Genomic DNA, 18,990 nt, shown 5'->3' on the forward strand with positions numbered 1-18,990 from the left:
CAACATCCTAGAGAACGTGACCGATCAGTGTCAAGAATCCCCCGCAACAAAAAAGGCCCGCGCAATGCGGGCCTTTGCCTTGAGCCAGAGCCTTCAACCGGCGATGGCGCGATCCGCCGAGAGCTTGCCGGCACCTTCGATCAGTACCGCGATGCTGCCAGCCAGCAGAGCCAGAGCAAACTCATAACCGTTGTTGGCCATGAACAGACCGTTGCCGATGTGCACCGAGAAGATCGCCACCAGCGAGAGGAACGCCAGACCCAGTGCCGCCGGGCGTACCAGCAGGCCGATGATCAGCGCCAGACCGGCGAAGAACTCGGTACCACCTGCCAGCGCGGCCATCAGATAGCCCGGGGTCAGGCCGATGCTTTCCATCCATTGCGCGGTGCCGGCCAGGCCGTAACCACCGAACAGACCAAAGAGTTTCTGCGAACCGTGGGCGGCGAAGATCACGCCGACAGCAATGCGCAGGACAGTCAGGCCGTAACCGGCGCGGGTGAACAGAACCTTGTTGATCAGAGAGCTCATGGTGCATTCCTTGTTGTGCAGAAGTGTTTGTGTGTTTGGGTTGGTCGCTATATTAATCAGTTTATTTCATGTTTAAAGCGCAAAGATTTCGCCATAACAATCGAATTTTTAGATTATTTCCGTGTGACCACTTTCTGCTGCCGGGGCTCGAGCGATTCACGCTCCCGGTCGAATGCCAGGTAATACTTGTTCACGCTATTAACATAGCTGACGGCGCCCATCCCCACCTGCTCCATGGCAATGCGCTCGACCTGGAAGAACCACTGGTTGGGATTGAGGCCACGGCGGCGGGCTTCGGCGCGCATGCCCTGCACGCGCTCGGGGCCGATGTTGTACGCGGCGAGGGTGAAGGCCATGCGCTCACGCTCGTTGAGTTTCGGGCTGCTGAAGAATTTGCGGCGGATCATCGCCAGGTACTTGGCGCCGGCCTGCACATTCGCATCGAGATTCTGAATATTGCTCACGCCGACCCGCTGCGCGGCGGACGGGGTGATCTGCATCAGCCCGGTCGGGCCGCTGCCGCTGCGAGCGTTGGGCTGCAGACGCGATTCCTTGAACGCCAGCGCCGCCAGATTGAGCCAGTCCATGTTCTGCGCGTCGGCGTGCTTCTGCAGGGTCGGACGGAGTTTTTCCAGACGCTGGCGATCGGCCTTGGCCAGCGGATTGTGCACCTGATACAGGCGCCGATAGATGCGCAGGAACGCCGCGTCTTCGTCCGACGGTTTCTTGTAACCGGTGAGGAAGCGATCGATGCTCGCGCGCAACATCGATGCATCGCGACGCACGAACCAATGCTCCTCGCCCGGCTCGCCGAGGCTCAGTTGCCGATCAAGGCGCAGCTTCGGCAGGATCTTGCCCCAGCGCTCGGCAATTGGTTGCTCGACAATGGTCAGGTGGAAAATGCCGCCCTGGACCATTTCCAGCACATCTTCGACCGCCAGCGTCGGATCGACCCATTCGATGTTGATCGGCGCGAGTTTGTGCAGCGCCAGTTTCTGATTGAGCTGACTGACCACCTCCCCCGCCGCACTACCGGTGGGCAGCGCCAGGGTTTTGCCGGACAGTTGCTCGACCTTGGTGTAACGGCGCTGACCCTTGATGCCGACCAGCACCAGCGGCACGTTGCTGGCAATCGGCTCACTGCTGGCCACCGCGTAGCCAGATGGCAGATCGAGCAATTCACCGGGCGCGACCATATCGCCTTCGCCGCGCTGCAAGGCGCCGAGCAATTGATCCTTGGCTTTGGGAATGATCTTGAGGGTGACTTCCTGGCCGTCACGAGCATGGCCATTGAGGTATTGCTCGAACGCGCGCAGTCGGTGGTACTCGACACCGATGGCTTGGCCCTGGACCTCGCCGGAGCTGTTGCGGCTCTGATTGACCAACACCCGCAACACGCGGCTGCTGCGAATGTCCGAGAGGTCGCGAACCTTGCTCGCCGGCACGGCTTGCAGCGGCCCGGGCAGGCGCGCGACCGCCGTCATCGGCAGCAGCAACGCAGCACACAACAGCAGCAGAACCGAGGGACGATGCATCCACTCTCCGAAAAGAATACGGGGCGATTCGTCGCAAAAAAGACGACATCACCGACGAAAACAGAGCGCTCTGAGCGCTGGTAAAGTGCGAGAGACTGGCACAGTGATGGCATCGTCGCCACCCCGGAGTTCTTCGCGGCCTCAACAGACAGCCATAAGTCTTTGTAGTTCTTGGCTTTTCTTATAAATCTACAGCTCTGATATGCTTTCCGGCCTTCGGCCCGAGGTAGCACCATGCAACTCATCGATATCGGCGTCAACCTGACCAACCCCAGTTTCGCCGACAAACACCAGGCCGTGCTCGACCGCGCCTATGCCGCCGGCGTCTGCCAATTGGTGCTGACCGGCACCAGCGTCGAGGGCAGCGAGCAGGCGCTGGAACTGTGCCAGCAACTGGATGAAAGTGGCCAACGGCTGTTCGCCACCGCCGGTATCCACCCGCATTCGGCCAGCGACTGGAACGCTGACAGTGCTCGTCGCCTGCGCAGTCTGTTGAACGAATCCAGCGTCGTCGCGGTGGGCGAATGCGGGCTGGATTTCAACCGCGATTTCTCCCCGCGCCCGCAACAGGAAAAGGTTCTCGAAGAACACCTGGCGCTGGCCGTCGAGCTGCAATTGCCGGTGTTCCTGCACGAGCGCGATGCCAGCCAGCGCCTGCTGGAGGTTCTCAAGGATTTCCGCGATCAACTGCCGGCGGCGGTGGTGCACTGTTTCACTGGCGAGCAAAAGGCCTTGTTCAGCTACCTCGATCTGGATCTGCACATCGGCATCACCGGCTGGATCTGCGACGAACGTCGGGGCACGCATCTGCATCCTCTGGTGAAAGAGATCAAGCCGGGACGGCTGATGCTGGAAAGCGACGCACCGTATCTGCTCCCGCGCACGTTGCGGCCGAAGCCGAAAAACGGTCGCAACGAACCGGCGTATCTGACCGAAGTGCTGCGCGAAGTGGCGTTGCATCGCGGCGAGACCGAGGAAGCGCTGGCCGCACATACCACCGCGTGTGCCCGGGCGTTCTTTAAACTCCCAATTCTCACCTGACTGCACACCTCCCCTGTGGGAGCGAGCCTGCTCGCGAAGGCGGTGGATCAGCTACAAATGGGCTGAATGACGCAGCGCTTTCGCGAGCAGGCTCGCTCCCACATTAGATCTCGGCATCTGTTGATTCATATCAAACTCCCGAATCTGCATAGCGGCACAATAATGGCACCTTGCCAAAACTGTTTCCGCTATCAGAGAAGACCTCCATGGGTGCCTGGCTTAGCAACATCTCGCTGAAATACAAATTCTGGGCGGTCAATGCGGTCGCCTTTGTCACCACCCTGCTGCTCGTACTGTACGCCGTGCACCTCGAACAACAGGCCCGCAGCCATGCCGCGCAGGTGTCCGCGCAGGCGCAGGCGCAGTTGCTCATGGCCTGGCCGACCGGGCAAGCTTTGCCCAAATCCGCCCAGGTGCTGACCTTCAAGCGCGGTGAAGCGCCGCGTCTCAATGATCAACCGTTGCTGGAAATCAGCGGCAGCAACGGCTGGAACGCCATCAATGAAATGCCGCTGTTCGGTGACGACCCGTTGATGGGCGCCGAAGTGTTCAGCCGTGCCGACGGTGAGCAAGTGGCGGTCATCGCCTATGCCCCGAGCTTGAGCCAGGTGTTTAGCGAGCGTTTCGCCAACTATGCGCTGGCGGTCTTCGTCTTGATGCTGGCAATGCTCGGCGCTTCGCAACTGCTGATCCGCTTTCTGCTCAGCCAGCTCAACACGTTGAAAGACGTGATGTTGCATGTTGAAAAAACCGGCGACCTCTCCGCTCGCGTGCCGCTGGCAGGCAAGGACGAAGTCGGGCAGATGGCCAATGCCTTCAACGCCATGCAGGCCGGTTATCAACGCGTCGTAACCACCGTTGCCAGCACCGCGCGACAACTGGATAACGGCGCTGCGCGGCTGGCCTCGAGCATGAATGATGTGCGTCACGGCATGCTCGGCCAGCAGAGCGAAACCGACCAGGCTGCCACCGCGATCAACGAAATGACCGCCACCGTTTATCACATCGCTCAACACGCCGGCGCCACCCGCGATCTATCGAAAACCGCCGATGGCCTCGCCGGCAGCGGTCAGCAGGTGGTGGCGCGGGTGCAGCAGTCGATTGCCGGACTGTCCAGCGGCGTGCAGCAGACGGCAGAAATGATTCAACGCCTGGCCGAGGACAGTCAGAAGATCAACGGCGTGGTCAGCGTGATTCACAGCATCGCTGAACAAACCAATCTGCTCGCGCTGAATGCGGCGATCGAAGCGGCCCGTGCCGGGGAGATGGGTCGCGGCTTTGCCGTGGTCGCTGATGAAGTGCGCAACCTCGCCAAGCGCGTGCAGGCGTCCACCGACGAGATCACCGGCATGATCGCCGCGTTGCAGGCCGGCACCCGCGATGCGGTGGATTTCATGCAGGAGAGTTCGTACAAGGCCGACGACTGCGTGCAGCAGGCGCAGGAGGCTGGCGCGGCGCTGGCGGAAATCACCGGGGCGGTGGCGCAGATGCGTGAAAGCAACACGCAGATTGCCGTGGCGGCGGAACAGCAGAGTCAGGTTGCCGAAGAGATGAATCGCGCCGTGGTGAGTATTCGTGATGTGACTGAGAACACCGTGCAGCAGACAGTGGATTCGGCGACGACCAGTAACGAGTTGGCGACATTGGCCGGGGAGTTGAACAAGGCGATAGGTCAGTTGAAACTCTGATGGCCTCTTCGCGGGCAAGTCCGCTCCCACAGGGATTTTCTACAATCAACAATTGTGCGTACACCGAGCACACTGTGGGAGCGGGCTTGCCCGCGATGGCGTCCGCTCAGGCGACATCAATTTTTGCCATTGCCGCTATCAACTCAATAGCCAACCTTGATTCGCCGCCCTCCGCGCCCGGGCCTATTCTTCAACCATGAAGTTCAACATGGATCGAGGAGTAGCAAACATGGGCAAACGTCACCCCAACCTTCCCGCGTGGCAATGGCGCGCCTACCCGGGCAATCATCAGCATCCGACCAATCTGGTCCTGCACTTGATTGCCGTGCCGTTGTTCATTGTGGCGTTTCTGTTGATCGTGTCGGGAGTGTTCAGCCTGAGTCTGGCCAGCGTCGCCATCGGCGTGATCGGTATCATCGCGGCGCTGGGTCTGCAGCGCCACGGCCACGGCCTGGAGGCGCAAGCCTCCGAGCCGTTCAGTGATCGCAAAGATGCCGTGTCACGTTTGCTGGTCGAGCAGTTTCTGACCTTTCCGCGGTTCTTTCTCAGCGGTGGCTGGTGGCGCGCCTGGCGTGAGCGTCACCGTCGGCATTGAGTCAGGCGAAGATCGTCACGGTCTGCCGACTCATGGCAATCAACTCTCCCTTCGCACTCCACAACTTCGCGGCGACATGGCCGTAGCCGTCGGCTGCGTATTCGATGTCGGCCAGGTATTGGCACCAGTCCAGCGTGCTCAGGTCGTGTAACGGCTGCACGAATTCGATGGTCCAGGTCAGCGTGCTACCCGGTGCCGGTTTCTTCAGATACGGCAACAGCGCCGGCGGCCAGGCATCCACCAGCGCCAGCAGATGCGCCTCGTTGACCGGCTCCTCTTTGACATCCCCACGCAACCGCACCCAGCCGCCCATCAAGCGCGAGGCCGTGCCGGAGAACGGAATGCCGCCGACGCTCCAGCGCATCGCCAGATGGCGCATGAATTCCGGGGTCACGCCTTTGATGTAGGGCAGCTCCTGGCATTCGTCCCAGTGTTTCATCGTGGGCGCCGGATAGGCTTCGACGGCGACTTCCGAAGGCCGCGAGGCACCGAAGCTGCCCTGAATGATCGTCACCACCTGACCATTCTGCATGGCGCGGCCCAACACCTGGCTGACGGCTTTGCCTTCACGCAGCAGATCGACTTCGAAACTCACCGGCACCTCCGGCTCGACCGGGCCGACAAAGGTAATCGCCAGCGAACGCACCGGGCGCTCCGTCGGCACCCTGGCGCGCATGGCTTCAAATTGCAGCGCGGCCACCAGCCCGCCAAAACTGGCACGGCCCTGCCCCCATTCGGCGGGGATGGTCACTTCAGGTTGTTGGCGGACAGCATCGAGCAGATCGCAAAAGCGCATGACAACCTCGGAAAACGAGAAAGGAATGCGCGGATCTTACCCAGCCCCGGGCGGCGGCGCAGCGTCTATTCCGGTCAAATGGGCTGACAGATAGGCCTTGGCCCGATTCCTTCAAGCGACAAATCACCTTGTGGGAGCGAGCCTGCTCGCGAAAGCGGTCGATCAGTCGACAACGATTGCGACTGACACGGCCCCTTCGCGAGCAGGCTCGCTCCCACAGGGGAACAGAGCCATCTTCAGGAGTGTTTGAAACACGTCGCGCTGAGCTTCTCCAGCACTTGATCGGCCTTCAGCTCTGCCTTGATCAACCCCGCCTGCCAGGTGGCCACGCACGGTTGCAGATCGGCTTCCTGCTCGACACGCGCCAGCCATTGCCAGCAATCGTGCCAGTCGCCGAGTGCGCCTTGCGCCGATTTCAGGCGTTTGTAAGCCGGTTTCGGCAAGCGATCCAGCTCGGGATAGGCTTCGATGCCATAGCGCACGCGCTTGATCAGCAGGCGCAGACGATGGCGGTCATGGGCGGGATCGTGCAGCGCCGCGTCGAGCTTCTGCCATTGTTTGGCCAAGCGTTTTTCAATGCGTTTACCCAGATCCTTGAGTAAGCCCTGACGCTCGGACGCGCGCAGAAACCGTGGAAATGCGTCGAGAATCATCAGCAACGAAGCCAGTTCCGCACTCGCTGCCAGCGCCGGATACGCCTCGGCCATTTGTGCCAGACGCCGCTGCGCAGCCTCGGGCTGATCATGCTCGAGCAGATACGCCGCGAGCACTTCGCGATCACGCCACGGTGTGGTCAGATCGCCCACCGCAGACGCCGCCGCCTCCAGTTGCTCGACACCCGGCAAGCCGCGCAACGGCCGCAACAGACTGCGCAAGCGCCGCACCGTAGTGCGCAAATCATGCAACGCCTCCGGATCGGTGCGCGCAGTCAAGCGCGCCTGACATGCCAGCAGCCGCACATCCAGGCTCAAAACATGAGCCACCAAGCGATCGATCATGGGGTCTACTCCGTAGACGGCTGCAAGCTTCTAGCTACAAGCTTCAAGCTGAATGCGTTTGCTTCAAAGCTTGCCGCTTGCAGCTGGAAACTTGCAGCTGCTTTTTTTTAACGTCCTGCGCGGGATTCGCGGATGTAGAAGCGGGCTTTCTCGGCTTTCTTGCTGCAGCCTTCAAAGCCTTCGAATTGTTGCTGGGTCTTGGCGGCGGTCAGCAGCGACAGCGCTTTGGAATAGCTGACGGTGCCGGCGAAGCCTTCAGCCTTGGCCAGGTCCAGTTCGTGCCAGGCCGCGTCGAGTTGGCTGCCGCAGCTGTCGCGGTACGCGGTTTTGCCGGCGCAACCGGCCAGAACCAAAGCCATCAACGGTACACAGATCCAGGCTTTCATCACTCACACCTCAAGGTAGGTCAACAGTCGTGCAGGTAAGACGGTCAAGCGGCGAAAAAGTGCCTCGCTGACCGGGCAAACCACGTGGCGCAGAGCATAGCGCGCAAGCGTGTGCCGCGAACGAAAAACGACGTCACCGCTTCGCGCAACGACCTTGGCGATTGAGCCGCTTGGCCGATGCGTGCATTGTGCAGGCTTGTCGGGAGGAAGTTTGATGAAAAAGCGTGTCGCACTGGTGCTGGGCTCCGGTGGCGCCCGGGGCTATGCCCATATCGGCGTCATCGAAGAAATCGAGAAACGCGGTTACGAAATCGCCTGCATCGCCGGGTGTTCGATGGGCGCGGTGGTCGGCGGGATCTACGCCGCCGGTAAACTCGATGAATACCGCAACTGGATCGAGCGTCTCGACTACCTCGACGTCCTGCGTCTGGTCGACGTGAGTTTTCGCCTCGGCGCGATTCGCGGCGAAAAGGTCTTCGGGCAGATCCGCAAGATCGTCGGCGAGATCAACATCGAAGACCTGCGCATCCCCTACACCGCCGTCGCCGCCGATCTGACCAACCAGCAGGAAATCTGGTTTCAGGAAGGCTGCCTGCATCAGGCCATGCGCGCCTCGGCGGCGATTCCCAGCCTGTTTACCCCGGTGATGCAGGGCAACCGCATGCTGGTCGACGGCGGCATTCTCAATCCGTTGCCGATCGTTCCGGTGGTATCGAGCCATTGCGACCTGATCATCGCGGTCAACCTCAACGCCACCAATCAGCGCCAGTACAAGTTGCCGGTGATCGAGCGGCCAGCGGCGTTCCGTTCGCGCTTCGACAGTCTGATCAAATCCATGGGTTCGAAGTTGCCATTCCGGCGTAAACAGGCCGAGCAATTGTTGAAGCTGGAACAGGAAGCCTTGCGCGCCGAGGCGGCGGAGATCAATCCGTGGCTCGAGGGCGTCGAACCGGAAAGCCAGCAACCGGCCGCCGCCCCGGAACGCGAAGGCGCACCGAAATCCGCTACCGGTTCGTTCATCATCGATAACGTCGGGCCGGCGTCGCTGCTGGATTTGATCAACCAGAGTTTCGAGGTGATGCAGACTTCACTGGCGCAGTACAAGATTGCCGGGTATCCGCCGGATATCCTGATCAACGTGCCGAAGCGGGTGTGCCGGTTTTTCGAGTTCTACAAGGCGCCGGAATTGATCGCGCTGGGGCGGGAGATTGCCAGTGATACGCTGGATCGGTATGAGCAGGAGCAGGGTTGATCTGATGCGGATTTTTCGGAGTATTTGATGGCCTCTTCGCGAGCAGGCTCGCTCCCACATTTGAAATGCATTCCCCTGTGGGAGCGAGCCTGCTCGCGAAAGCGTCAGCTCAGCCAGCTTCACTCAACAACCGATACCCAACCCCCGCCTCAGTCACGATAAACCGCGGCCGGGTCGGGTCATCCGCCAGTTTCTGCCGCAGGTGCCCGACCACGATGCGCAGGTAATGACTGTCCTCGGTGTGCGTCGGCCCCCAGATATCCTTGAGCAATTGCTGCTGAGTGATCACCCGCCCCGGATGCCGCGCCAATTGCGCGAGCACCGCATATTCCTTGCGGGTCAGGGCGACTTCGGCGCCATCGAGCAGCACGCGCCGATAGGCCAGATCCACGGTCAACGGGCCGAAACTCAGCGCCGCCGGCTGCGCCTCCCCCGCCGGTGCCTGACGCAACAACGCGCGGACCCGGGCGAGAAACTCCTGAATGCCGAACGGTTTGGTCACGTAGTCATTGGCGCCGCCATCCAGCGCTTCGACTTTCTGCCCTTCACTGGCGCGCACCGACAGCACCAGCACTGGCGTGGTCGCCCACTCGCGCAACTCGCGCAGCACCTGCTGACCGTCCATGTCCGGCAACCCGAGGTCGAGCACCACCAGGTCCGGTTTGCTCAGCGCGGCCTGCGCCAGGCCTTCAGCGCCGGTGCCCGCTTCGAGCACTTTGTAGCCTTGTGAAGCGAGGCTGATGCGCAGGAATTTGCGGATCTGCGGTTCGTCATCGATGACCAAAATGGTCGCGGTCTGGCTCATGAATTCACATCAACACAATAGATTGGCAAGAGAGTAGCGCAGTCGACTTCAAGCTTCACCGTCCATCCCCGGCTGCGCCTGCAACGGCAGGTGCAAGGTGATGCAGGTGCCGCGCCCGTCGATGCCGTCAGCTACGGAAATACGCCCGCCGTGCGCGCCGACCATGCCCTGACAGATCGCCAGCCCCAACCCCGTGCCCTGCCCGCCGCGATCACCGCGCGCGGCGGTGTAGAACATGTCGAAAATCTTCGCTCGGTCCTCTTCGGGTATCCCCGGGCCTTCATCGCTGACCGCAAAGAAAATCTCCTGCTCATCGGCGCCGGCGCGCAGTTGCAGGCGACCGTGGCTGGGGGAAAAGCGCGCGGCGTTCTCCAGCACGTTAACCAGCGCCTGCTCGATCAGCGCCGCGTGCACATACAGCAACGGCAGCTCGGCCGGCACTTCGGTGCTGACCTGCAGCGGCGCCAGCACGGCGCGCAGGCGATTGAGCGAACTGCCGACGATATCGGCTGGCGAAACCCAGTCGCGCGCCAGCTTCAGGGCGCCGTGGCCGAGGCGGGTCATGTCGAGCAGGTTCTGGATGTAGCGGTCGAGGCGTTCGGCCTCATCGCGGGTGCCTTCGAGCAGCTCGCGGCGATCCTCCAGCGGGATCGCTTCGCCGAGGGCCAACAGGCTGTCGATGCTGCCGCGCATGGCCGTCAGCGGCGTGCGCAAATCGTGGGACACCGAGGCCAGCAAGGCGCTGCGCAATTGTTCGGTTTCGCCGTGCAGACGCGCCGCTTCGAGGTCATCGGCCAATTGCGCGCGGGCCAGGGCTTGCGCCAGCGGCTGGCTCAGCGCAGTGAGCAAACGCCGGCGCTGACCGCTCAAGCTCTGGCCTTCCTTGGCGCAAACGCCGAGCAACGCCAGCGGCCCGTCCTCGACCGACAACGGCCACCACCACCAACGGCCCAGCGGCAAGGTACCGGTGCCCTTGCCCGCCGGTTGATCGTGTTGCCAGGCCCAATCGGCGGCGGCGCGTTCGGCCTCGGTGAATTGCAGTGGCCCGCCGGTTTCGACTTTCCAGCCGCCCTGGCCGTCGCGGTTGAGCAAGCACAATTGCACATCGCTCCAGCCTTCGAGGTGTTGCGCGGCGGCGCTGATCACGGCCTGGCGGTCGGTCGCGGCGGTGAGTTTGCGCGACAGGTCGAGCAGTTCGCTGGTTTCTTCCTGGGTATCGCGCAAAGCCTGCAATTGCCGCCGCTGACGCGCCGCAAGGTTGCCGGTGAGCGCCGCCATCAACAGGAAGAACAGCAGCGTCAGCACATCTTCTTCGCGCTGAATGCTGAACGAGAAATTCGGCGGGATAAACAGAAAATCGTAGGTGAGAAACGACAGCGCCGCACAGGCCAGCGCCGGGCCGAGGCTACTGCGCACCGCCACCAGCAACACCGCCGCGAGAAACACCAGCGAGATGTTCGGCAACGGCAACACACTCGACACCGCCCAGGCCAGGGCCGTGGCCAACAACGTCGCGACCAGCGCCAGCGCATAGTCGAACCACACCAGCGTGACTGAATTACGCGGGCGCGGTTGGTGCTGCTCGTGGTCACTGTCGAGCACGTTGATTTCCAGACCGTGAGCCTGACGCAGCAGGCGCGCCGCCAGGCCACCGCCGAACAGTCGACGGCGCAGACGTGGCCGCGATTGGCCGACCAGCAACAGACTGGCGCGGCGTTCGGCGGCGTGTTGAATCAGGGTTTTCGCCACTTCGCCGGCCCGCAACAGCACCACTTCGCCACCGAGGCGTTCGGCCAGTTGCTGGGCGCTTTGCAGGCGCAACCGCGATTGCTCGTCACGGGCACTGCCGTTGTCGACGTGCACCAGACTCCACGGCAGATGCCGGCGCTGGGCGACGCGGCTGGCGTGACGCACCAGCCGCTCGGCCTGCGCATCGCCATCGATGCCGACCAACAAACGCCCGCGCACCGCCGGCGCGGCCTGGCCGAGTTGGCGATAGCCCTGGGCCAGATCGTTGTCGACCTGCGCGGCAGCGGTCTGCATTGCCAGTTCACGCAGTGCGGTGAGATTGGTCTGGGTGAAAAAAGCATCGATCGCAGCGCGGGCCTGTTCCGGCACGTAGACCTTGCCTTCGCGCAGACGCTCGAGCAATTCACGCGGCGGCAGGTCGATCAGCAGCAGCTCGAAAGCTTCCTGCAAGACCCAGTCCGGCAGGGTTTCGCGCACCTGCACGCCAGTGATGCCGCGCACCTGATCATTGAGGCTTTCCAGGTGCTGGACGTTGACCGTGGTGAACACGTCGATGCCGGCGGCGAGCAGTTCCTGAATGTCTTGCCAGCGCTTGGCGTGACGACTGCCGGGGGCGTTGCTGTGGGCCAGTTCATCCACCAGCACAAGTTTCGGCTTGGCGACGAGAATGCCGTCGAGGTCCATTTCCTCAAGCAGCACGCCACGGTATTCGCTGCGCACCAACGGCTGCTGCGGCAGGCCGCCGAGCAAGGCTTCGGTTTCGGCGCGGCCATGGGTTTCGACCACGCCGGCGAGAACCTTCACGCCTTGCCGCAGTTGCGTGTGGGCGGCCTGGAGCATGGCGTAGGTCTTGCCGACCCCGGGGGCGGCGCCGAGGAAAACCTTGAGCCGGCCACGGCCATCGCGGGGCAGGTCTGCTAACAATGCGTCGGCGCGGCCGGAGTCGCTCATGCTTGATGTCTCTCTTCCTGATGATCGTTCCCACACCCTGCGTGGGAATGCAGTCCGGGACGCTCTGCGTCCCATAAAAGCAGACGCAGAGCGTCTATTGATGCATTCCCACGCAGAGCGTGGGAACGATCGGTATCAACTGAATTACAGGTTTTGCAGTGCCAGATTCAGCTCCAGCACATTCACCACCGGCGGCCCCACCAGCGGTTGTTCGATGTGCTTATCGAGCAATTGCTGCAAGGTCGACACCGGCAGATTGCGCGCCGCCGCGACACGCGCCAGTTGATAGGCAATTGCCGCCGGTGGCAAGTGCGGATCGAGGCCGCTGGCGGAGGTGGTCAGCAATGCCAATGGCACCGGCCCCTGCCCAGCGACTTGTTGTTTCTGCGCGTCGTCGATTACGCGGGTCGCCAGGGCCGGGTTGCTCGGTGCAAGGTTGCTGGCGCCGCTGGCGACCGTGGCATAAGCCCCAGCGGACGGGCGTGGGTGGAACCAGTTGTCGCCGCTGAAATCCTGGGCGATCAGCGCCGAGCCGCGGACTTTGCCGTCGGCGTCGTGGATCAGGCTGCCGTTGGCCTGAGCCGGGAAAGCGACCTGGGCGATGCCGGTGACCGCGAGTGGATAGGCGACGCCGGTGATCAGGGTCATCAGCGCCAACAGGGTCAGGGCCGGGCGTATCATTGTGGACATTTCAAGATCCTCGAATTCGTTGGACAAACTTTTGCCGGGTGTCAGGGAGATCCATTCCCCCTCACCCCAGCCCTCTCCCCCAAGGGGGCGAGGGGGAAAGGGAGCCGATCTTCATGCTGTTCAAAACCTGAGTTCGGCTCGGAATTTCAGGTCGGCGAACCTCGCACAAACACCTCGGTCAGTCCCCTACGGTGATTGGCTTTCCAATCGCGCATTCACCTCGGTATCCCAAGTCGGCGTACCTCTCGCAAACACCTCGGTCAGTCCCCTCTCCCCCCGGGAGAGGGCTAGGGTGAGGGGCTCTTTTCAGCCTTACACCAGATACAACGCCGTAAGCAGCATGTCGATCACCTTGATCCCCACGAACGGCACGACGATCCCGCCGACGCCATAGATCAGCAGATTGCGCCGCAGCAACGCCGCCGCACTCGCTGCCTGCACGCGCACGCCGCGCAATGCCAGTGGAATCAGCACAACGATGATCAGCGCGTTGAACACAATGGCCGAGAGAATCGCGCTCTGCGGACTGCTCAGATGCATGATGTTCAGCACGCCCAGCTGCGGGTAAATCGAGGCGAACAGCGCCGGCAGAATCGCGAAGTATTTGGCGATGTCGTTGGCGATGGAAAAGGTCGTCAGCGCGCCACGGGTCACCAGCAATTCCTTGCCGATCTGCACCACGTCGAGCAGCTTGGTCGGGTCGCTGTCGAGGTCGACCATGTTCGCCGCTTCACGTGCCGCTTGCGTGCCATCGTTCATCGCCATGCCGACGTCGGCCTGAGCCAGCGCCGGGGCGTCGTTGGCGCCGTCGCCGCACATGGCGACCAGGCGACCGTCGTTCTGCTCGTGACGGATGCGCGCGAGTTTCTTCTCCGGCGTGGCTTCGGCGAGCACATCATCGACGCCCGCTTCAGCGGCGATCGCTGCTGCGGTCAGCGGGTTGTCGCCGGTGACCATCACCGTGCGAATTCCCAGTTTGCGCAACTCGGCAAAACGCTCGCGAATGCCTGGTTTGACCACGTCCTTGAGATGGATCGCGCCAAGCAATTTGCCGTCAGCGCAGACCAGCAACGGCGTGCCACCACTCTGGGCGATCTTGTCGATTTCCCGCGCCAGCGCCGGGGCCAGATCGCTACGCTGTTGACCGAGAAACGCCAGCAGCGAATCCACCGCGCCTTTGCGATACACGCGGCCCTGATAATCGACGCCGGACAAACGGGTTTCCGCGCTGAACGGCACGGCGATCAGGGTTTCCGAGGCCGGCTCCGGTTGTGGATGCAGGCCACGGAGGAACTCGACGATCGACTTGCCTTCAGCGGTTTCGTCGGCCAGCGAGGCGAACAACGCGCCTTCGGCCAGCTCACGGCCGGTCACTCCCGGCGCGGCATACACCGCGCTGCAACGACGGTTGCCGAAGGTGATGGTGCCGGTCTTGTCGAGCAACAGCACGTGCACGTCGCCCGCCGCCTCCACCGCGCGACCGGACTTGGCGATCACATTCAGGCGCACCAGACGATCCATCCCGGCGATACCGATGGCCGACAGCAGACCGCCGATGGTGGTCGGGATCAGCGTGACCAATAACGCCACGAGGAACACCAGCGGCAGGCTGCCGTTGGCGAAATGCGCGAACGGTTGCAGGGTGACGACCACCAGCAGAAAGATCAGGGTCAGGCCGATCAGCAGGATATCCAGCGCGACTTCGTTCGGGGTCTTCTGACGCTTGGCGCCTTCGACCAGGGCGATCATGCGGTCGAGGGTCGATTCACCAGGGTTGGTGGTGATCTTCACCAGCAGCCAGTCGGACACCAACCGCGTGTTGCCGGTGACGGCCGAGCGGTCGCCGCCGGACTCGCGGATCACCGGCGCCGATTCGCCAGTGATCGCCGCTTCGTTGACCGCCGCAATACCTTCGATGACTTCGCCGTCACCGGGGATCATTTCCCCGGCTTCGACTCGCACCACGTCACCCTTGCGCAGATTGGCAGCCGGCACGATCTTGAAGCTGCCATCGGCTTGGCGGCAGCGGGCGCTGAGGCCTTCGCTGCCGGCCTTGAGGCTGTCGGCGCGGGCCTTGCCACGACCTTCGGCCAAGGCCTCGGCGAAGTTGGCGAACAGCACGGTGAACCACAGCCACAGAGCGATTTGTGCGGCGACGAAGGTCGGCACATCAGCGTCCGGAATGAAGCACAGCACGGTGGTGAAAATCGCCGTCAGTTCGACCACCAGCATCACTGGCGAACGGGCCAGCTGCCGTGGGTCGAGCTTGACGAAGGCTTGCACCAGCGCCGGGCGCCACAGGGCCGAGATCGCGGTTTTGGCTTGTTCCGGCGCCTTGACGGCGGCGGGTTTGATTGCAGGCATATTCATGATGGATTCCTTAGAAGCCCATACTTAAATGTTCGGCGACAGGACCGAGCGCCAGCGTCGGCAGGAACGTCAGGCCGCCCACCAGCAAAATGGTCACGGTCAACAGGGTCACGAACAGCGGGCCGTGAGTCGGGAAGCTGTTCTGGCCGACCGGTGCGCTTTTCTTCATCGCCAAACTACCGGCCAGTGCCAGCACCGGCAGGATGTAGCCGAAGCGGCCGATCAACATGCCCAGGCCGAGCATCAGGTTGTGGAACGGCGTGTTCGCGCCCAGGCCACCAAATGCCGAACCGTTATTGGCGCTCGCCGAGGTGTAGGCATAGAGCAACTGACTGAAACCATGCGCGCCGGGGTTGCTGATGGTTGCCGCAGCGCTGGGAACCGTGGCGGCAATGGCGCCGAGCACCAGCACGCCGACGGGCATCACCAGCAGCGTCACCACCAGCAATTGCACCTCACGCGCTTGAAGCTTCTTGCCGAGGTATTCCGGCGTCCGACCGATCATCAGACCGGCGAGGAACACGGCGATCAGCACGTTGAGCAACATGCCGTAGAGCCCGGCGCCGACCCCGCCGAAGATCACTTCGCCGACCATCATGTTGACCAGCGCGACCATGCCGCTCAGCGGGTTGAGGCTATCGTGCATGCCGTTGACCGAGCCGTTCGACGCCGCCGTGGTGGTCACCGACCACAGCACCGTCGCGGTGGTACCGAAGCGCGCTTCCTTGCCTTCCAGCGGCGCGGTCTGCTCGACGGCAGCGTTGTTCAGGGTCGGATTCGGCTGATACTCGGCCCACAACGACGTCGCACCGCCGATCAGGAACAGCGCCAGCATGCAAGCGATGATCGCGCGGCTCTGGCGCAGATCCTTGACGTAATGGCCGAAGGTGAACACCAGCGCCACCGGGATCAGAATGATCGAAGCGACTTCGAAGAGGTTGCTCCACGCGGTCGGGTTCTCGAACGGATGCGCCGAGTTGACCCCGAAGAAACCGCCACCGTTGGTGCCCAGTTGTTTGATCGCAATCTGGCTGGCGGCCGGGCCGAGCGGGATCACCTGATCGACGCCTTGCAGGGTCACGGCATTTACATACTGGGCGAAGGTTTGCGGCACGCCCTGCCAGACCAGATACAGCGCCAGCAACAGGCACAGCGGCAGCAGGCCATAGAGGGTGGCGCGGGTCATGTCGACCCAGAAGTTGCCGAGGGTCTGCGCCGACTTACGGCCGATGCCACGGCACAGCGCGACCAGCACGGCCAGACCGGTGGCGGCGCTGACGAAGTTCTGCACGGTGAGACCGACCATCTGGCTCAGGTAGCTGAGGGTCGCTTCACCGCTGTAGGACTGCCAGTTGGTGTTGGTCATGAAACTGACCGCGGTGTTGAACGCCTGGGTCCATTCCTGACCCGGCAGGTTTTGCGGATTCAGCGGCAGGTGATCCTGGAACAGCAGAATCGTAAACAGCAGCAGGAAACCGGCAAGGTTGAACGCCAGCAGCGCCAGCGTGTACTTCTGCCAGCTCTGCTCCGCCTGCGCATCGACCCCGGCAAGACGATAGCAACCGCGCTCGACCGGGCCGAGAATCGGCGTCAGCCAGGTGCGCTGGCCCTCCATCACCTTGTAATAGAAGCGCCCAAGGAACGGCGCCGGCAGCAGGACCAGCGCAAAAAACCCGAGGATCAGCCAATAGTCATAACTGTGCATAGCCGCTCCTAGTTCCGGTCCGCGCGCAACAGCGCAACCAACAGATAAATGAACAGCCCCACTGCCAACAGCAGTGACACCCCGTCCAGAACGCTCATGGAAGATCTCCGTGTAACGGCGTATTGCCGTGTGTGCGGTGATTGTCGGGAAGGAGGCTGTAAAGGAACGAGAGCGAGGCGCGGCGTGGGGCATAAAGAAAGCGTAAAGAGTGGGTTTATGCGGGCTTTACGGCTGAGTTTCGTGGTGTTTGGGCTGGCGCCTTCGCGAGCAGGCTCGCTCCCACCGGGGCAACACATTTCAAAATGTGGGAGCGAGCCTGCTCGCGAAGACGGCATCACCGACAACATCGCACCCAACTGGCGCACAAAAAGCAGCTATCCCCACCCGAACATCCCCGATACGACAGCTTTCAACTTATTACGACTTGTTTCACGGTGATGGCACGCCCACTGCACACGCCCTCCCCGAAGCTTTCCAATTCTTCAGGGAGCAAGCGCATGAACACACAACTCAAACCCACGCTGGGCACGTTGCACCTGTGGGGCATTGCCGTGGGGCTGGTGATTTCCGGGGAATATTTCGGCTGGAGTTACGGCTGGGGCGTGGCCGGTACGCTGGGATTTCTGGTGACTTCATTCATGGTCGCGACCATGTACACCTGCTTTATCTTCAGCTTTACCGAACTGACCACCGCGATTCCCCACGCCGGCGGGCCGTTTGCCTACAGCCGCCGCGCGTTTGGCGAAAAAGGCGGATTGATCGCCGGACTGGCCACACTGATCGAATTCGTCTTCGCCCCGCCAGCGATTGCCCTGGCAATTGGCGCTTACTTGAATGTGCAGTTTCCCGCGCTCGACCCGAAACACGCGGCGGTCGGCGCGTACATCTTGTTCATGGGCCTGAACATTCTCGGGGTGAAACTGGCCGCGACCTTCGAACTGATCGTCTGCGTGCTGGCGGTGGCTGAGTTGCTGGTGTTCATGGGCGTGGTCGCGCCGGCGTTCAGCTTCAGCAACTTCGCGCTGAATGGCTGGGCCGGCTCAGACGTCTTCGGCGCGCCGGCGATTGCGGGCATGTTCGCGGCCATCCCGTTTGCGATCTGGTTCTTCCTCGCCATCGAAGGCGCCGCCATGGCCGCCGAAGAAGCCAAGGACCCGAAACGCACGATCCCAAAAGCTTACATCAGCGGCATCCTGACCCTGGTGCTGCTGGCAATGGGCGTGATGTTCTTCGCGGGCGGCGTCGGCGACTGGCGCACCTTGTCCAACATCAACGACCCGTTGCCGCAAGCGATGAAAACCGTGGTCGGTGACAACTCCGGCTGGCTGCACATGCTGGTGTGGATCGGCCTGTTCGGCCTGGTCGCCAGTTTCCACGGCATCATCCTCGGCTACTCACGCCAATTCTTCGCCCTCGCCCGCGCCGGTTACCTGCCCGCCTCATTGGCAAAACTGTCGCGCTTCCAGACCCCGCACCGCGCAATCATCGCTGGCGGCATCATCGGCATCGCGGCGATTTACAGCGACGGTCTGATCAACCTGGGCGGCATGACCCTGACCGCTGCGATGATCACCATGGCCGTGTTCGGCGCCATCGTGATGTACATCATGAGCATGCTCAGCCTGTTCAAACTGCGTAAATCGGAACCGAATCTGGAACGTACTTTCCGCGCGCCGTGCTATCCGCTGGTGCCGATGATTGCGCTGATACTGGCGGTGGTTTGCCTGGTAGCGATGGCGTGGTTCAACACACTGATCGGGCTGATTTTCCTCGGTTTCATGGCGGTGGGATTCTGCTACTTCATGCTGACCGGGCAACTGCGCGCCGATGCGCCGGCGGATGCGATGTTGACCGGTTTGTGACGCCGTTCGGGTGTGCCGGGCATTAGCGGCCTAGAATGG

16 protein-coding genes are annotated in these 18,990 nt (G+C 62.3%); 5 read left to right on the forward strand and 11 right to left on the reverse strand.

Annotated elements, in window-relative coordinates; genetic code table 11:
• Window positions 1–93 precede the first annotated feature (93 nt).
• Window positions 94–528 (reverse strand): DoxX family protein, encoded by a 435-nt coding sequence (locus HU724_RS20170; protein ID WP_133339411.1) that lies wholly within the window; start codon window positions 526–528, stop codon window positions 94–96.
• Between the two features lie 113 nt (window positions 529–641).
• Entirely contained in the window at window positions 642–2,063 is a 1,422-nt protein-coding gene (locus HU724_RS20175; RefSeq protein WP_016770888.1) for an MltF family protein, read from the reverse strand.
• 234 nt (window positions 2,064–2,297) lie between these two features.
• Between HU724_RS20175 and HU724_RS20180 the strand changes: the two genes are divergently transcribed.
• The 3 genes from HU724_RS20180 (at window position 2,298) to HU724_RS20190 (ending at window position 5,387) form a co-directional block, all read left to right on the forward strand.
• Window positions 2,298–3,104: a TatD family hydrolase gene (locus HU724_RS20180; RefSeq protein ID WP_186567863.1), complete on the forward strand. Its 807-nt coding sequence runs from the start codon at window positions 2,298–2,300 to the stop codon at window positions 3,102–3,104.
• A gap of 206 nt (window positions 3,105–3,310) precedes the next feature.
• The gene (locus HU724_RS20185) at window positions 3,311–4,792 is read left to right on the forward strand and encodes a methyl-accepting chemotaxis protein (protein WP_186567861.1); all 1,482 of its coding nucleotides are present in this window, start codon (window positions 3,311–3,313) and stop codon (window positions 4,790–4,792) included.
• A 229-nt stretch (window positions 4,793–5,021) separates the two neighbouring features.
• Complete coding sequence (locus HU724_RS20190) at window positions 5,022–5,387, forward strand: DUF962 domain-containing protein (protein WP_016770891.1); 366 nt, start codon at window positions 5,022–5,024, stop codon at window positions 5,385–5,387.
• 1 nt (window position 5,388) lies between these two features.
• On the opposite strand, the gene HU724_RS20195 is transcribed toward HU724_RS20190, so the two are convergent.
• The 3 genes from HU724_RS20195 to HU724_RS20205 form a co-directional block, all read right to left on the reverse strand.
• Complete coding sequence (locus tag HU724_RS20195; protein ID WP_186567859.1) at window positions 5,389–6,183, reverse strand: acyl-CoA thioesterase; 795 nt, start codon at window positions 6,181–6,183, stop codon at window positions 5,389–5,391.
• Between the two features lie 236 nt (window positions 6,184–6,419).
• Complete coding sequence (locus HU724_RS20200; protein ID WP_186567857.1) at window positions 6,420–7,181, reverse strand: CHAD domain-containing protein; 762 nt, start codon at window positions 7,179–7,181, stop codon at window positions 6,420–6,422.
• A 107-nt stretch (window positions 7,182–7,288) separates the two neighbouring features.
• The gene (locus HU724_RS20205) at window positions 7,289–7,567 is read right to left on the reverse strand and encodes a hypothetical protein (RefSeq protein ID WP_016770894.1); all 279 of its coding nucleotides are present in this window, start codon (window positions 7,565–7,567) and stop codon (window positions 7,289–7,291) included.
• Between the two features lie 214 nt (window positions 7,568–7,781).
• On the opposite strand from HU724_RS20205, the gene HU724_RS20210 reads away from it, so the two are divergent.
• Complete coding sequence (locus HU724_RS20210; protein WP_186567855.1) at window positions 7,782–8,819, forward strand: patatin-like phospholipase family protein; 1,038 nt, start codon at window positions 7,782–7,784, stop codon at window positions 8,817–8,819.
• 109 nt (window positions 8,820–8,928) lie between these two features.
• On the opposite strand, the gene HU724_RS20215 is transcribed toward HU724_RS20210, so the two are convergent.
• The 6 genes from HU724_RS20215 to kdpF form a co-directional block, all read right to left on the reverse strand.
• Window positions 8,929–9,624, reverse strand: coding sequence for a response regulator (locus tag HU724_RS20215; RefSeq protein WP_016770895.1), 696 nt, complete (start codon window positions 9,622–9,624; stop codon window positions 8,929–8,931).
• A gap of 48 nt (window positions 9,625–9,672) precedes the next feature.
• On the reverse strand, window positions 9,673–12,324 hold the full coding sequence (locus HU724_RS20220) for a DUF4118 domain-containing protein (protein WP_186567853.1): 2,652 nt from the start codon (window positions 12,322–12,324) through the stop codon (window positions 9,673–9,675).
• Window positions 12,325–12,468: 144 nt separating this feature from the next.
• Entirely contained in the window at window positions 12,469–13,014 is a 546-nt protein-coding gene (gene kdpC, locus HU724_RS20225; RefSeq protein WP_186567851.1) for a potassium-transporting ATPase subunit KdpC, read from the reverse strand.
• A 312-nt stretch (window positions 13,015–13,326) separates the two neighbouring features.
• Window positions 13,327–15,384, reverse strand: coding sequence for a potassium-transporting ATPase subunit KdpB (kdpB, locus tag HU724_RS20230; RefSeq protein WP_186567849.1), 2,058 nt, complete (start codon window positions 15,382–15,384; stop codon window positions 13,327–13,329).
• Between the two features lie 10 nt (window positions 15,385–15,394).
• Window positions 15,395–17,089, reverse strand: a complete 1,695-nt coding sequence (gene kdpA, locus HU724_RS20235) for a potassium-transporting ATPase subunit KdpA (RefSeq protein ID WP_073472398.1) — start codon at window positions 17,087–17,089, stop codon at window positions 15,395–15,397.
• Between the two features lie 8 nt (window positions 17,090–17,097).
• Window positions 17,098–17,187: a K(+)-transporting ATPase subunit F gene (kdpF, locus tag HU724_RS20240; protein ID WP_007899818.1), complete on the reverse strand. Its 90-nt coding sequence runs from the start codon at window positions 17,185–17,187 to the stop codon at window positions 17,098–17,100.
• Window positions 17,188–17,586: 399 nt separating this feature from the next.
• On the opposite strand from kdpF, the gene eat reads away from it, so the two are divergent.
• The gene (gene eat, locus HU724_RS20245) at window positions 17,587–18,951 is read left to right on the forward strand and encodes an ethanolamine permease (protein WP_186567847.1); all 1,365 of its coding nucleotides are present in this window, start codon (window positions 17,587–17,589) and stop codon (window positions 18,949–18,951) included.
• Window positions 18,952–18,990: the final 39 nt, after the last annotated feature.

The organism is Pseudomonas iranensis (assembly GCF_014268585.2).
GTDB lineage: Bacteria > Pseudomonadota > Gammaproteobacteria > Pseudomonadales > Pseudomonadaceae > Aquipseudomonas > Aquipseudomonas iranensis.